13 protein-coding genes are annotated in these 16437 nt (G+C 42.2%); 4 read left to right on the forward strand and 9 right to left on the reverse strand.

The window, feature by feature from the left end; translation table 11 throughout:
* Positions 1-183: 183 nt before the first annotated feature.
* A complete protein-coding gene (locus AK822_RS00880) occupies positions 184-1023 on the reverse strand; it encodes a hypothetical protein (RefSeq protein ID WP_060490229.1) in 840 nt (279 codons plus the stop codon).
* A gap of 473 nt (positions 1024-1496) precedes the next feature.
* Positions 1497-2795, reverse strand: coding sequence for a saccharopine dehydrogenase family protein (locus AK822_RS00885; protein WP_060490230.1), 1299 nt, complete (start codon positions 2793-2795; stop codon positions 1497-1499).
* A gap of 574 nt (positions 2796-3369) precedes the next feature.
* Between AK822_RS00885 and AK822_RS14575 the strand changes: the two genes are divergently transcribed.
* Positions 3370-3525, forward strand: a complete 156-nt coding sequence (locus AK822_RS14575; protein ID WP_021814049.1) for a DUF1328 domain-containing protein — start codon at positions 3370-3372, stop codon at positions 3523-3525.
* Positions 3526-3639: 114 nt separating this feature from the next.
* On the opposite strand, the gene AK822_RS00890 is transcribed toward AK822_RS14575, so the two are convergent.
* The 4 genes from AK822_RS00890 to AK822_RS00905 form a co-directional block, all read right to left on the reverse strand.
* Positions 3640-3933 (reverse strand): 4a-hydroxytetrahydrobiopterin dehydratase, encoded by a 294-nt coding sequence (locus tag AK822_RS00890; RefSeq protein WP_055123632.1) that lies wholly within the window; start codon positions 3931-3933, stop codon positions 3640-3642.
* Positions 3934-4308: 375 nt separating this feature from the next.
* Complete coding sequence (locus AK822_RS00895) at positions 4309-4602, reverse strand: GNAT family N-acetyltransferase (protein ID WP_060490231.1); 294 nt, start codon at positions 4600-4602, stop codon at positions 4309-4311.
* A gap of 222 nt (positions 4603-4824) precedes the next feature.
* On the reverse strand, positions 4825-6174 hold the full coding sequence (locus AK822_RS00900; RefSeq protein ID WP_060490232.1) for a fatty acid desaturase family protein: 1350 nt from the start codon (positions 6172-6174) through the stop codon (positions 4825-4827).
* Between the two features lie 149 nt (positions 6175-6323).
* Positions 6324-7550 (reverse strand): flavin reductase family protein, encoded by a 1227-nt coding sequence (locus tag AK822_RS00905; protein WP_060490233.1) that lies wholly within the window; start codon positions 7548-7550, stop codon positions 6324-6326.
* Between the two features lie 345 nt (positions 7551-7895).
* On the opposite strand from AK822_RS00905, the gene ettA reads away from it, so the two are divergent.
* A complete protein-coding gene (gene ettA / locus AK822_RS00910) occupies positions 7896-9557 on the forward strand; it encodes an energy-dependent translational throttle protein EttA (protein ID WP_045443195.1) in 1662 nt (553 codons plus the stop codon).
* Positions 9558-9704: 147 nt separating this feature from the next.
* On the opposite strand, the gene plsB is transcribed toward ettA, so the two are convergent.
* Entirely contained in the window at positions 9705-12533 is a 2829-nt protein-coding gene (gene plsB / locus AK822_RS00915) for a glycerol-3-phosphate 1-O-acyltransferase PlsB (RefSeq protein WP_060490234.1), read from the reverse strand.
* A gap of 258 nt (positions 12534-12791) precedes the next feature.
* On the opposite strand from plsB, the gene ybaK reads away from it, so the two are divergent.
* Entirely contained in the window at positions 12792-13280 is a 489-nt protein-coding gene (gene ybaK / locus AK822_RS00920) for a Cys-tRNA(Pro) deacylase (RefSeq protein ID WP_060490235.1), read from the forward strand.
* A gap of 107 nt (positions 13281-13387) precedes the next feature.
* The gene (locus AK822_RS00925; RefSeq protein WP_060490236.1) at positions 13388-13762 is read left to right on the forward strand and encodes a 5-carboxymethyl-2-hydroxymuconate Delta-isomerase; all 375 of its coding nucleotides are present in this window, start codon (positions 13388-13390) and stop codon (positions 13760-13762) included.
* Between the two features lie 37 nt (positions 13763-13799).
* Here the strand turns inward: AK822_RS00925 and AK822_RS00930 are convergent, their stop codons facing one another.
* Positions 13800-14282, reverse strand: a complete 483-nt coding sequence (locus AK822_RS00930; protein ID WP_060490237.1) for a hypothetical protein — start codon at positions 14280-14282, stop codon at positions 13800-13802.
* Positions 14283-14473: 191 nt separating this feature from the next.
* Positions 14474-16294, reverse strand: coding sequence for an acyl-CoA dehydrogenase C-terminal domain-containing protein (locus AK822_RS00935; protein ID WP_060490238.1), 1821 nt, complete (start codon positions 16292-16294; stop codon positions 14474-14476).
* Positions 16295-16437 lie beyond the last annotated feature (143 nt).

Consider the following 16437-nt stretch of genomic DNA (forward strand, 5'->3'; position numbering starts at 1 on the left):
AAGCGTTAGTTCAGTAGTCCATAGATTAAAATTCTAACAGACGGATGTTAGCAGGTGACTTTGTGCAACTATTGTATGGTTATTGTCAGATAAGAAAATAGCATTATTTTCTACTTTCCTATCTCTAATTCTTATACCAATGATGTCTCAACGAATCTTGTTCATTTATATTTCATTAAAGTCTTATTCAATAACGATATACTTGCCAGTGTTTGGATCAACGACGCGTTGTTGAGTGCTGCTACTAGGAACACGAATGACTGGGAAGGTTTGATTGATTTCAGTATTGTCGATGACATCCGCATCTGCTTCTTCACCAACGATTACAGTACTGTTAGCCTCGTCTTCGATAGCAATGGCTGTACCTGACGCTGTGTTTACTCGCTTGATTTGATCTTTCGGTACGATGATGATTTCTTTGACACTATATTTAGTAGGGCGGATAACACGTGTGGTTTCAACGATGACAGGCTCTACACGGCGATCTTCGGTAATCGCGAGTTGTGCTTCTGGTGCTGTAGCTTCTTTTGTTTCGCTCATAATAGGCGTTGGAAACTTGGCACCGAAGTGGTTATCGCACTGCTGCATGCTTAAACGTACTGGATTGCCAGCCTTGTCCATATAAACGTTGACAGGCATATCAGCGGCGATAGGGACGTATTTTCCAACCAATGCGCCTGACACACCGTAGCGACCATTTGACTGCCCAACCCCTAAATCACAAGCACCTGCTGAGTAATCACTGGCTGTTAAGTTATTTGCATTGACCACTGTTTGAGGAATCATTACTTCAGACAAGCGCATTTTTTTGACAGTCGCTTCACCTGCTTGGCGCTTTGGGTTTTGATAAGTATAAGGGGTATAAAATTTGGCCGAACCGTCTTTGACAGCGGTGACACACTCCTCATAACTGTCATAGCCAACATTGCCGTGGCTATCGGTAGTCATAGCAGCATTAGCAGAGCTTGCAATCATAGTAAGACCGGATGTCATCACAGCAGCGGTTAATATATTGATTTTCATTGTTATGTCCTTTTAATTAGATGAGGGTCTATTGATTTATTATAAATTTATGATAAATAAGTAAAACTTAATTTTTATTAATATGATTTTTATTGCACTAGAAAATTACTCTGAGGTGTTTAAGGTCCAAATGAAATGTTAATGAGCCAATTATTCCTCTCAAAGCTGCTATGCAATATGGATTAAAAAATATGGGGTAAAAAATCGCCTAACTTTTTTTATCCTACGTCATTCACTGCAATATGGCTGTGACATTACTCTAGAAATGTGTAGCTTAATGTATTAAAAAGGCAGGAAGTGCCAATATCGTTTACCAAAGAAGCACGTTATTATTATTTATTAACAATCGCTCAAAAGATTGCAATCTGAATAATGAGAAAAAATAGGCAACAAAAAACCGTATCTCGTTGCTAAGATACGGTCATTAATTAGATATTAAGAAGTAGATTGCTTCGATTTATAAATGAGTAATATTAGGAATCGACAACTTCAAAACTAAGACCCGCATGCTCTTCTAAACGCGCCAGTAGATCATTACCCATGGCAGAGGCTGGCGTCCAAAAACCACCACCAACTTCTTCTTTGCTGATATCTTGTGCTAAGCATAACGCTGCTTGCGCTAGCATACGCGAGGTACTGCCGTAACCTGGATCTTTGTCACCCGTTACTTTCGTATTGATGGTGTCTTTATTAGCCGTTGCCCCAAAGAGGCGAATGTCAAAGTAGCCGTTTGCTTGATCTTCTGCAGACGGACCAGAACCTGACTTGGGTAGCACGTGCTTAGCTAATAATTCACGGCTCGGTTTGACTATCATAGCAGTGGCAAATCCAAACAAGCCTGCGCTCATTGCATAGCTTGATAATTGACCTTTTACACCATCTTGCATCCACATTGCTTCGTCATATTTAAAGTCACGACCATATTCATAGCCAAGCAATTGGTTGGTGCGATGCACGATACGGGTATTGATACTGGCCATGACAAAAGGCGCAAGCCAGCGTTTGTGCTCACTATCGTATTCTGGCTTACTGACATTAGCTTGGCGCACGTTTGGCGCATCTTTATCATCATTGAGTAGATAAGGATTTGCTACCTGCTTACGACGTGACTTGTCCTTTCCAACTTCTTCAAAAATAGTCGCCATCGAGGCAATGGTGCCACCCGATAGACCGCCTTTCGCCGCTTTGACACGCATATGAATCACATCGCAGGCGCGACCAAATTTCTCTTCTGCTTGGGTTTGGGTAAAGTAGACGCCCAAATCCGATGGAATCGAATCAAAGCCACACGAGTTGACAATACGAGCGCCGCTTTGCTTTGCCGCGTCCTGATACTTGTCCATCATGTCTTTGATGAATATGGCTTCACCGGTGAGGTCGACATAATCTGTCCCATGAGTGGTACAAGATTTGATCAGCGGCTCACCGTATTTGAGATAAGGACCGACGGTTGAAATGATGACTTGGGTTTGTTTGGTCATCTCATCAAGGCTGTCCGCATCGTCACTATTAGCAAGAATAATATCGACAGTGCTGCCAAGTTTAGATTGCAATTCGTTCAGTTTTGCTTCATCACGCCCAGCAATCGCCCACGTGACATCGGCGCCCTCTTTGTCTTTAGTATTAGATAGAAACTCTGTTAAATAGTGTGCTGTAATTTGACCAACAAAGCTGGTTGCACCATATAAGACGACCGCGTAAGGGCGCTTTTCATCGCTGCGCTGTCGTGTATTGTTCGAGGTATCCGTATTGGTATTGGTATTGGTATCCATATTTATTATCCTTAATAGCTATTTTGATGAGTTGTGTGACGTTTAAAATTTGTTGCCATTTAACAGTCAGATTTTGAAGTCTAATTTTTTGATAGAAATCAAATTAACTATATATAAGTCATGACTCAATAAATCATGTCTCAAATTTATATCTGCCTGAAAAAGATATATTAAAGTATTTTTGACCAGTAAAAATGACTTGTAAGTTACTGTTTATAGCAGATTATATGATGAAAATGTTGATGGCTAAGTGATAACTAACCATCTATACACATAACTCCCATAAAGGGATGAAAAAAAGGTTCGATGTTAAGATTTGCTACAAAGGTTACATAACCTACCGATATTATTACCAAAATGAACGTTTTCTAAAGATAAATATTGCTAATCTATGGTCGTAAGCAGTATTAATGGTTAAAAAATTAATAAATATCAAAAAAACAAAAAGTAAAGAAAAAGGAATCTTAGAGAGAGCAAGGCACTCATTAATAATAGTAGTTATTTCTTATTAATAATTGTCCATTATATCAATCTAAATATCTGGTTTTCTAATAATATTTTTAAGGAGAAGATTATGTTTCGCTGGGCTATTATTTTTGCCGTGATCGCACTGTTAGCAAGTTTGTTGGGTTTTGGCGGTGTCGCAGGATTGTCTGCTAATTTGGCATATATTTTCTTAGCAGTCGCTGTTATTTTATTTATTGTGGCATTTGTAAGCCGCAAGATGTAATTAATACCTGTAGATTGTTAAATAAAAAAGTCCTCAATCGAGGACTTTTTTTTGGTATTTAATAATGTATTTACTAATGAAAAATTTTTATAAACATTATAAAAAAACACATTACTATAAACGTTTCGGCTGAACAATGTGTTCCATCCGTTTAGCCAGACGAATATCATGGCTGGTAATACCGCCGGTATCGCCAGTAGTCAAGCGCACCTCTACCACGTTATACGTGTTGCGCCATTCGGGATGATGCTCGAGCGCTTCGGCATGGAACGCTGCTTGATTCATAAAGCTTATGGCTTCGATGAAATCGCTAAAGTGATATGTTTTTACGATAGCATTGCCCTCGCGCTGCCAACCAGGCAATTCTTCTAGCTGCAAATTTACTTGCTTATCAGATAAACTACTCATATTAATCACCTTTATTATTATGTTGGTTTGGTTTATTAAAAACTATATCAGGCACTACATTGTAGCTGTCAAAGCTATTGTACGAAACTACAATCCTCTTTTTCAGTTGTATCATTGACGCTATTACATCATTATAAAGACCTTTCATCCTATTGCCATTATAGGTCAGAAAACCCGCCTATATTTGCTATCTTGCCATATATTCAAAGATAAATATACGAGGGTAGATAGCAAATAAATAGGAGGGTAGTAGCGTATTAATGCTTCAATTTTATTAGCCAAGCTGAACCATAATAAATGCTTAAAATATTCCTAAAGAAATTATGACGCTTATTAGCATACTGCATTTTCTATGGCTTATTGCTAAAGAGTGGACTATAGCAAGTCTTGGTAATCAGGATGTTTGCTGATATATGACGAGACAAATGAGCACTGTGGTATCACTTTTTTATTCTGTTCACGAGCATAGTTGAGGGCATGCTTGACCAATGCTGAGCCAATACCGCGCCCGCCTAGCTCCTGAGGTACGATAGTATGATCATAAACTAATGTATCGTCACGCTCTTGATAGCTAATATAGCCAGTATGACCGTCAATGGAGGTCTCAAAGCGTTTAGCCTGTTCATCATGGGTGATGGTTAGGTTTTGTTCAGAGTTTTGATTTTTCATGGATATTCTCCGTTATTATTGATTATTATCATTAAATATTATTGGTTTTTTTTAGTATGGATCAAGCGTATTTTTAAATGAAGAGAGTTTGAATGACCGAATAGATTATTCACTAAAGTATGAGTCCTTTCGATTCACATTTATAGTTCTTTAGCGTAAGAGTCGATAGAGTAAATGTTAAGACTAAAGGGGTCGACCAGTGGTTTCCATATGAGCTGCACATCAAGCATAAAATAAGGCTTGGCGCATGACAGGGGGAAGATATTTACCTAATCCACGTATAGCGGGCAGCTCTTTTGGTCTTTCTGTTACGGCATGATTTGTTTCAGCGATTGACGTAGTTTGTGAGTGTAAATAAGACTGCCATTCTTCAGCACTTGGCTTGCTAAAGTGGCGGATACGTCCTAGCATTTGCCGGAATTGTGTACCAAAGCGCCCAGTATTATAAGGTAGATTGTACTTGCGACATATCGCCTGTAATTGTGGTGCGATACGAGCATAGTGACTGGCTGGCATATCAGGGAAAATATGGTGCTCGATTTGATGCGATAAATTACCCGTCAAAATGTGAAACAGCTTACCGCCTTGAATATTGCTGGAGCCCAGAATTTGACGCACATACCAGTCGCCTTTAGTCTCATCAGCATCGAGATAGGTATAGATATGGGCTTGTTCGGTAAAGTGTCCACAGAATATCACCGCCCATGTCCATAGATTACGAACGATATTGGCAGTAACATTACCGCTCAGTGTGGTCATAGCACTACCTCGACCTAATGTCAGCCCTGCTAACGTGGGTAGTACAATATGATCTTTGCCTACTTGCCGAGCGATTTTGGCAAATAATGCACGAGATTTCTGTTGCATGGTTTGGTGTCGATCAGGGGAGTCCACGTATTCGTCGACACTGATTTGAATATCATGAAAGGCGACCGCCCACTCAAAACCTAGAGCCAATATCGCTGTTTTAAATATATTATGGCGATCGCTTGGCGTCCAAGGTTGCTCATCAGTCACGCGAATTAAGTGATAGCCAACATCATGGTCACGACCAACGATATTGGTAAAAGTATGATGCAAGTAATTATGAGAGTGTTGCCACAATGGGGCAGGACAGACAATGTCCCAATCAAACTTTTGGCTGTTGAGATACGGGTGCTGCATCCAGTCATACTGACTATGCATGACATTATGCCCAAGCTCCATATTATTTAGGATTTTGCTGAGACTCAGTAGTGAGGTACCCAATAACCAAGTCGCGACCATTTTACGTTTTGACTGCATGCATCCAGCCGCTGCCAGTAAGCCACGCGCTGTCATCTCACTATAGACTACCGCGGCATACACTCGTTTAATGTATCGTGCATCATCACTACCTAATGAATCCATCACGCTTCGGTAAAGCACATTTAATTCATGAGAGAGGGCATCAGATTGCGCCTTTGGTAAGGGCGCTCCTGTCAACGTTGGGTAGCGAGTCAACTGCTTTGCTTTCTGCTGTTTTGCATCAGTTAGTGGGGTCAAAACGGGTACAGCAGATTGTGCCGTAGTGACGGGTGGTAGCAAGCGCATAAATAATCCTTAACCGAAATGGTACGGATAGTCGGTACTGGATTCGGTTCAATAAGTTGTTTAAGTTTTTACCGTAGGCTATAAGGTAACAGCAGGCTGTGTTTCTATCTTATGAGCCGTTATGAGTATTTATTTTTATCACCGTGTTGCTAAATATCTAGCACCACATCAGTCATGGCAATGTTGATGCAAGTTTGAATAGATTCATAACCATCACTGCTCATTTTTCCTGTGTGAATATTTTTGACCACACCGCTGACTTTATTGCAGCGACACAACTGGCAGATACCTTGTCTACAACCATGCGCTAAGCGAATTCCTGCGTCCTCTGCGGCATTCAATAATGTCGTGCTACTGTCAAACTGCCGTTGCCTCGCCCGTAAATAAACAGTATGTTGTGCTGCGTGTTTTTTTCTATCGAGCGCCTGTTCGTTATCAAAATTGAAATCAGGCGACGCATGACCAAAGTTTTCTACAATGATATTATCGCGCAGGTTTTTATTGTGCGGTAAGGTTATCTCTGCCGCTGCTTTATATAAGCCAGTCAACAGAGCCTGTGACCCGCATGCAAATATTTGCGTATCTGCCAGTGGTAGGTTTAATGCCAACAAACTGTCTACGCTCAAGTGTCGCTTGCCAGCCAAATAAGTATCAGATTTCTCGGTATTGACCAGATGATAGGTGAAAGCTGGATACGCTATGCTCAGTTGTTGCCATTGGTTTTCGAACGGGAGCATTTCAGTGCGACTGTAATATAGCAACGTCACCTGATGTCCGTTGTCCAGTGCTTGCGTGATGAGTCCTAACATGGGCGTAATACCGCTGCCACCCGCGATAAATAATAAAGAAGCAGATTTTTCGGCAGCTGATGTTGTCTGTACCGTTATAGATGTTTGTGCCAAAGTGAAAGAGCCACTGGGAACACTACTGTTGATGACACTGCCAAGTGCTATATGTTTGGTTAAGTAATCCGAAACCAAGCCTTGTGGCTTAATAGCAATAGTAACCGCAAGATAAGGTGGTTGCTTTTTGCGAGCGCCACTATTAATACTGTTGCCAGTAGTAATGTCGTGCCACCAGAGGAGCGGTTGGTGCGCCAAACCTAATAATGAATAGCTGCGCTGATGATACACACCTTCAATAAGAACGCTTAAGTTAAGATGTTGACCACCCTGCCAACCACGTTGCGAACCCAGTAATTGCCGTCGAAAAGCATGATTAGTCTCAAATCTGAGCGCTATTAAGTCATCGCTAAGTGTATACCGCGCAACAAGGCGCAGCTTTGGGACAGTGAAAGACCAAAACGGCTGTAAGTGTGATCCAATAAAATCGATAAATGCATGTTGAATCATTTCAGGATGATAGCCGTTGGTCATATTATCAGTACCTTTGTTAAGATATCCTAACATGCTAACGGCTATTGATTAAATTTGCGAAAGTTTTGATGCTATTTTTTGTGGTCTTTATAAAACAGTTATAAGTCAGAATGTTAAGCGAAACGGTTCGATAGTAGGTTTCGTTACCGCTTTTAGCTAGAAAGCTGAGTACTCTGTGACAAAAGCCGTAAAACAATCGTTAAAACAATCTGTTGGCTTGCAGGGTATGCGCCACAATGCGATAATGGCTTATAATTTGTAACCCTGATTTTGAGGTGCAGCACGCTTGGCATCATTGCCAAGTATGATTCGCTTGCCTCTTTTATGCAGTCTATCGGAGTGTTAATGGCTCAATATATTTACACGATGAACAACGTGTCAAAACTTGTTCCGCCTAAGCGTGAAATTTTAAAAAATATTAACTTATCATTTTTTCCAGGTGCCAAAATTGGTGTCTTGGGTATTAACGGTTCAGGTAAATCAACCTTGCTACGCATTATGGCTGGCGTGGATACTGAATTTAGTGGTGAAGCACGCGCGCAAACTGGCACCAAAATTGGTTATCTGCCGCAGGAACCACAGCTTGATGACAGCAAAGACGTACGTGGTAACGTCGAAGACGGTATGCGTGAAGCCTTAGATGCGCTCGCACGTTTAGATGCCATTTATGCTGAATACGCTGAGCCTGATGCTGACTTTGATAAGCTTGCTGAAGAACAAGGCAAGATGGAAGACATCATCCAAGCGTGGGATGCCCATAATTTAAATACCCAGCTCGAAAAAGCGGCTGATGCCTTACGTCTGCCACCTTGGGATGCGGATGTTAGTAAGCTGTCTGGTGGTGAAAAACGCCGTGTAGCACTATGCCGTTTACTATTGTCACGCCCTGATATGCTGTTACTTGACGAACCGACCAACCATTTGGACGCCGAGTCTGTTGCATGGCTAGAGCAGTTCTTGCAGAACTACAGCGGTACAATCGTTGCCATTACCCATGATAGATATTTCCTAGACAACGTCGCTCAGTGGATTTTGGAGCTAGATCGTGGCCATGGTTATCCGTATGAAGGCAACTATACTGAGTGGCTCGAGCAAAAGAACACCCGTTTAGAGCAGCAGAATAAGCAAGAAGAATCATTTGCTAAAGCACTGAAAAAAGAGCTGGATTGGATTCGTAAAAACCAAAAAGGTCAACAAGCCAAGTCTAAATCTCGTGTACAGCGCTTTGAAGAGCTGAACTCAACAGAGTTCCAACAGCGCAATGAGACCGCTGAAATTTATATTCCGCCCGGTCCACGTTTAGGTAATAAAGTCATTGAAGTGAATAACATTTCCAAATCATTTGGTGATCGTCTGCTTTATGAAAACCTAAGCTTTAACGTGCCAGCGGGTGCTATCGTCGGTATCATCGGACCAAATGGTGCGGGTAAAACCACACTGTTTAACATGATTACCGAACGTGATACGCCAGATACCGGTTCAGTCGATTTGGGCGAAAGTGTCAAAGTTGCCTATGTTGGTCAGGTACGTGACAACTTAGATGACAGCAAAACCGTTTGGGAAGAAGTGTCTGACGGTCTTGATATTATTACGGTTGGCGATTACACCACGCCAAGTCGTGCTTATATCGGTCGCTTTAACTTCAAAGGCTCAGATCAGCAAAAGCACGTCGGTCAATTGTCAGGTGGTGAGCGTAACCGTTTACAGCTAGCGAAGACATTGAAGCAGGGCGCGAACGTATTGCTCCTTGATGAACCGTCAAACGATTTGGACATTGAAACCTTACGTGCGCTAGAAGATGCGATTCAGGTCTTCCCAGGTACGGTCATGGTCGTCTCGCATGATCGCTGGTTCCTTGACCGTATCGCGACTCATATCTTAGCGTTCGAAGATGAAGGCCCAGTTTGGTTTGATGGTAACTATTCTGAGTTTGAAACGTATCGCAAAAAGACGATGGGTGATGCTGCCACTCCTAAGCGCATGAAATATAAAAAGATTTCGACTTAGGACTGTTGTTTAAAAGATAGTTTTTTAAAAAAACAGCTACTTAGAAATTTCAAATTTGAAGATAAAAAAAGACCTCTAATCAATTAGAGGTCTTTTTTTGCTCGATATATTCAGTTTAGCTCATTAAATATTATAGCTGGTTGCAGATTAACGCTTACGCCCAAATTTACGCTGCTTTTTATTACTAATCTCAGTAATCGCATGAGTAATTTCTTCTTCATCTAAGCTGGCGACTTGCTGCAAAATCTGCATCATGTCAGGCGTTAGCACGTACTTAGCATGACGAGCAATATCATTGATACGATGATCAAAGGTCAATACGCCGGTTTCATCATCTTTTTGCAAGTAATCGAGACGAGTCAAGGCACTGATGAAGCTGGTGAATAAGGCGCGGTCAAAGAAATCAGGAATATCATCTGCATATAGTACAGATAAGCGCTGACCCAGCAGATGACACAGATCAACGACTTCGCTTTCGGTTAGATTGCCTGAGCCTTGCTGGGCGAGTAGGGCAAGCGTCATAAAGTAACGCTCAAGGCTCTGTCCGACAGGCGTCGCTAGCACTTGCAGCTGCTGATAGCATTTGCTGTTTGATTCAGGGACACTAAGTACGCCATCGCTCAATTCGACAATTAGACCATGCGAGAGTAGGCTGTCGACTTTTTTATTTAAGGTATCAGCCAAGCCATGTGCTGGGTAATATAAGAACAGCTCGCTTTGTAAAAATGGATAGAGTTGCTTAGCAATATTGTCCAAACGACTGCGTTCGATACGACCGTTACGCGCCACTAAGGCGGCTAAAAAAGACAGTAGAATAAAGACATGAAGGATGTTATTACGGAAATAGCTGAGCAATGCCGCTTGCTTGCCGGCAATCTGAATGATGTCACCTAAAATATGCGGCGTACGTTCAATGAGCTTTAGTTTGATACCATAATCAATGATTTGCTGCGGACTCATATCTGTAATGACGGTGTCATCTGAGTAGGACAGCTGCTGAGCAAGACCTTGATAGAGGGCAATTTGTTCGCGGCATATCGTTTCATCTAGAGCAGCTTTAGGCGCTGACAATAATACCAATGATAATAACGAAACGGGCGTCACAACCGCCGCCTTATTGATGTGCTGCATGATTTTGACGCCGATGTTATCGACCATCGCGCTGGCTTTATCATCGAGCGGGGTATCGGTGCGATCCGTCGGCAAGCTATTGGCTGGCACATCGAATTTTGTCATAAAGTCGCTAAGATGCAGTGGTGTGCCAAAGCTTAGATGTACATTACCAAAGATACGCTCAATTTTACGACCAACTTTGAGTAAGCCTAGTAAAGATTCAGATTCTTTTGGCTTGCCTTTTAGCTCACCAACATAGGTACCACCTTCCATAATACGCTCATAACCGATATAAGTCGGAATGAAAACCACTGGCTTCTCAGAATGACGTAATTGACTGTGCACTGTCATTGCTAGCATGCCCATCTTCGGTGGTAATAAACGTCCTGAACGCGAGCGACCACCCTCGATAAAGTATTCAATCGGTGTGTTACGTGTAATAAGGGTGTGCATATATTCGCGGAGGACGGCGGTATAAAGTGCATTGCCACGAAAGCTACGACGTATATAAAAGGCAACTGCGCCGCGTAATAATGGCCCCAATACGGGTACATCTAGGTTGTCACCAGCAGCGACATAAGGAATGCTCAGACCACGCTTGTAGATGACATAAGATAGCAATAGATAATCGACATGGCTACGATGACAAGGCACATAAACCAGCTCATAGTCAGTTGCAAGCTCACGTACGCGCTCAAAATGATGGACTTCTACGCCATCATAGAGTTGCGTCCATAACCACGTTAAAAACTTATAAAAACCGCGCACGATGGAATGTGAATAGTCATTGACCATCTCATTGGCATAACCTTTAGCCAAGACACGGGCTTCACGTACACTGATACCGGATTCTACTGCTTCTGCCTCTATCGCATGTTTGATAGCTGGTGAATACACTAGCTTGTCTACTAAGTTGCGTCTGTCTGATAAATCAGGACCGAGCATACTGGCACGCTGCTTGTCTAAATAAACCGTAAGCCGCTGCTGTAGCATACCGACCAGTTCACGATTGCTGTCAGCGGTCGCTACCAAAGCATAGTTTGGTGCTTCGTCGGCATCGCCCACGCTACTGGTGATGTCTAAATGGCTGTCTTTTGCAGAATTTTCTTTTACATCACCTTCTTTTATGGAGTTCTCTTTCATAGAGCTTTCTTTTATAAAGTTCTCTTTTGAATCAGTAGCTAGCGAATCAAAAATAGAAAACCCTTCTTCATCACCTTTAAGGCTATCATTGATAAGGGTACGTAGATCTTGAGGTGGATGGAACTGTACAAAGGTGTCACGTCCCATCACTCCGATATTAAAGAGCTGCTTGGTGATGCTAGGGTCTTGCCAGTTGTCAGCGGTCAGCAGCTTAAACAGTGAATCCTCTTTTTCTGGAGCGCGTCCCCATAAAATAGAGACGGGCACCAAACGTACTTTTAGCTCTGGATGTTGCAAAACAGCAGACACCAAACGTGACAGGCGCGGCGATAGCTGACTGTCTTTGGCGCTTGGATGGTTCAAAAATATGATGGCTGCGTTTTCTTTGATATTATGGGCGGCATCATGTACCCCAACCAATGCTGGTGGTAGATTGTGCTCTTGCGTCTGCAGGTCAATCAAAATACTGTTGGAGCGTGAATAATCTTGCAACACATAAAATCTTAGCGTTTGATCGTCTGTATCGAACTCAGGTAATTCACCCAATAACTTAGGTTTAACAGCGACATCGAGTAGCTGCCCCGATAGCTTGCGATAAATTTGATTAATCGGCGCATTGGAATAAGGCTTGGGGGCAATTGGATTGACGTCAGTATTAGAAGCGCTGTCGGTTGTGACTGGCGCTTTAAAAATCCGTTTTTTTAAGAACTTCGGTATCATAATCAGTATCAAAAATAGTCAAATATGTTGCGCTTATGATGCCATAAAAGCCATCAAAGCGATATATAGTGTCTGTATATACTGCTAATATTAATACGGTCTGGTTACTATATAGTGAGTTAAGCCGCTCTTAATAAGCTCAAATAATTGAAAGTTAATGTATTTAGCGCAATAATAGTTCGGCGACAACCAAGAGTCACTATAGAGTAATTATGTTTAAATCTACCCATTAATATCATTGATATAAGCTGAAATATTATGACACCAGCGATTAATCTTGCCAAACAACGCGCTCTGAAATATCAATTACACGACTATGTCCATGACAGTAATGCCGCCTCTTTTGGCTTAGAGGCGGCAGAAAAGCTAGGCGTGGATGTGTCACAAGTGTTCAAAACCTTGGTGGTATCGACAGAGACTGGTGCGCTTGCCGTTGCTATCTTACCCGTAGATAAAACGTTAAACTTTAAAAAAACGGCTAAGGCGCTATCTTCGAATAAATTGCTGACCTGCAAAAAAGTGCAAATGGCGGATCCTAAGCAGGTAGAGCGTAGTACGGGCTATGTGCTAGGCGGCGTCAGCCCATTGGGACAAAAGAAGCGCTTGCCGACTATCATAGACAGCTCGGCTGCAGAGCAGACAACGATTTATGTCAGCGGTGGTCGCCGTGGTTTAGAAATTGAGCTGCCACCAGCACAATTAGCTGAGACCCTTGCTGCTTGCTTTAGTACTATTATTGATGACTAAAAAGTTACTGATGACTAAAAATCGTTGCCGCTGACGGGCTGTTCAATCAATCCTGAAACGATGGCTAATATTTTACTCCCTCACTCATATTTTATAAGGACATATTCATGCCACATCTAACCATTCAAATGACGCCCAATGTCAGTATTGCTCATGAAGAATCATTGCTTAAAGCGTTAAATAAAGCGTTATGGGACAGTGGGCACTTTGGCACACCGACTGATATTAAAGCACGGATCGTGCCCATTGAGACGTTTTTGGTAGGCGTTGAAGATGATGAGCAGGCGTATGGCTTTATTTATGCGCATCTAAAACTAATGACTGGTCGTGACCTAGTTATTCGTAATCAGCTAGCAGGGCTGCTGGTGACGGCGATAGAGCAGGAGATAGGCGCAGAGCAATCAGGGCGAGCAGCCTTACAGATATGTGTGGAAGTTGAAGAAATTAGCGCGGTATATCACAAAAAAATGCTGGGTAGCTAAAATGCTGATATCTTCCGAAACGATGATTCATCAATCGTTATAAGTATTCACATAGCGATTTACTGGCATATGTGGGTAATATCATTACCTCAACCTTATAACCAGCCGTTTTGCCTTCAGTCGCCATCAAATTTCGGGCAATGCGTAAGCGATATTGTTCGGTTGCGGGTAGGCAGCCTTGATACACGATACCGCCTTTGCTGCCATCTTGCGTACCGTTTGGCATATGTAATACGCCGACATTGGCTGTCTCAGGCGTACCAGTAAGTGGTGCAATATTAATAACGGCATATTGCCAGCTGGTGGCATCAAAGCGATACCAGCGCTCATCTTCATTGGGGCTTAATTTGCCAGTGACCGTACTACTGATCGCGCCTTTGGCAAATTTAATAGGAGTGTCAGGGTTTTTAGCCAGCTCCGTAGCACTAGTTGCGCTAAAACTGATCAGTGCCGTACTGAGCAGTAGCACTCGTATAGATAATGAGGCTAAAGAAGTTTTTTGATGATCAATGGATAACATTATTGGCTCCTAAAATGGCCATTTATCTATAATAAGTTACTCATTAACCCTCATCTATGATGTATATTTATTGTCGATAGGCTTTAATGAGAACGTCTGTACTTTTAGTTAAGCATAAAAAAGCGCCTACATGCTAGGCGCTTTTTTTATTGATTATTGCTTAATTGTGATGCTATCTTATTCTAAAAAACTTAGTCTAGAAAAGCAAAGTTCTCAATCTTCATTGCTGTCATGCTGTCACTTGGTGCAACCATGGCTTCGGCATGCCCCGAGGTACGTGGTAACAACTTATCAAAGTAGAATTCAGCCGTTTGGATCTTAGCTTTGTAGAATTCTGGGGATTCAGTGCCGCCGTTTTCTAGCTTGTCATAAGCGACTGCTGCCATACGCGCCCAATGATAACCCATCATGACATAGCCTGAGTACATCAAGAAATCGTCTGATGCAGCAGAGATGATTTCACGATCTTTACGTGCCATTAGCATCAAGCGGACAGTCAATGTATTCCACTCAGCACATAGCTTGGTGAGTGCCCAAACGAATTTACGCATGTCTTTATCAAGTGCATACTCGCCACACCATTTCATGATGCTTGAGGTATAATCACGGATGATTTTGCCTTTAGACTGCAAGATCACTTTACGACCGAGTAAATCCAATGCTTGAATACCAGTTGTACCTTCGTACATGGTGGCGATACGAGCATCACGAGCGATTAGCTCCATGCCCCATTCTTTGATATAGCCGTGACCGCCATAGACTTGCTGACCGTGTTTGGCCGCTTCAATGCCTAGCTCAGTTAAGAAGCCTTTTAGGATTGGTGTGTAGAAACCCAATTTATCATCCCATTTTTCAAACTCTTCATCATCGCCATTGATGATACCTTGTGCCATTTTATCGGCATAGCGCGCAGAATGATAAATCATCGAACGACCGCCTTCGGCAAAGGCTTTTTGGGTCAATAGCATACGACGTACGTCAGCATGGTTGATGATAGCATCAGCAACTTTTTCAGGCTCTTTTGTGCCTGATAAGGTGCGCATAGAACGGCGATCTTTTGCATACGGCAGCGCGTTTTGGAATGACAATTCAGTATGCGCCAAACCTTGGATACCAGTGCCAATACGGGCTGTGTTCATAAAGGTGAACATAGCTTTTAGACCTTTGTTCGGTTCACCAATTAAGTAACCAACGGCATCATCAAAGTTTAGGACACAAGTAGCCGATGAGCTAATGCCCATTTTGTGTTCGATCGATCCACAAGTCACGCCATTACGCTCGCCAATTTCACCTTCAGTAGTTGGCAAGAATTTCGGTACGATAAATAATGAGATACCGCGTGTGCCTTCTGGTGCATTTGGCAAACGTGCTAAAACAATATGAACGATGTTTTCCGTTAAATCATGCTCACCACTTGAGATGAAAATCTTAGTACCGCTAAGCTTATAAGAGCCGTCATCTTGTGGAATGGCTTTAGACTTAACCTGACCCAAATCCGTACCACATTGTGGTTCAGTCAAGCACATGGTACCAGCCCAAGAGCCTTCGACCAATTTATGCAAGTAGGTTTCTTTTTGCTCATCGGTACCATATTGCATAATGGTATTGATACAGCCAGTTGATAGACCAGGATACATTGCCCATGGCCAGTTCGCCGTACCGATCATTTCAGCTTTGATAAGATTCAATGAGGTCGGTAAGTTCATACCGCCGTACTCTTCAGGGTAAGAAATACCTTGCCAGCCGCCTTCTACAAATTGATCATAAGCTTCTTTAAAGCCTTTAGGGGTTGTGACCACACCATTCTCAAAATGACAACCTTCAGCATCTGCTGGTTGATATAAAGGCGCTAAGACATTTTCAGCAAAATCTGCCATCCCTTGAAGAATCATATCAACGGTTTCAGGATCGGCATTTTCGCCATTATCCAAATCTTTATAATGAGTTTGAAAGTCGAAAACATCATTTATTAAAAACTTGATATCACGTAAAGGTGCTTTGTAAGTTAACATAGTCGCTCTCTTTAGTTATTCGCTATCATAAATGGCTAGCTCGGTATTTGAGCCACGTTTCATGTAAAAGGGTGTTTAATCATTTGGGGTAAGAATAGACGATATCACGGCTCGTCATTCAGATTTATCAAAAACAGCTCATC

The organism is Psychrobacter sp. P11F6, from assembly GCF_001435295.1.
GTDB lineage: Bacteria > Pseudomonadota > Gammaproteobacteria > Pseudomonadales > Moraxellaceae > Psychrobacter.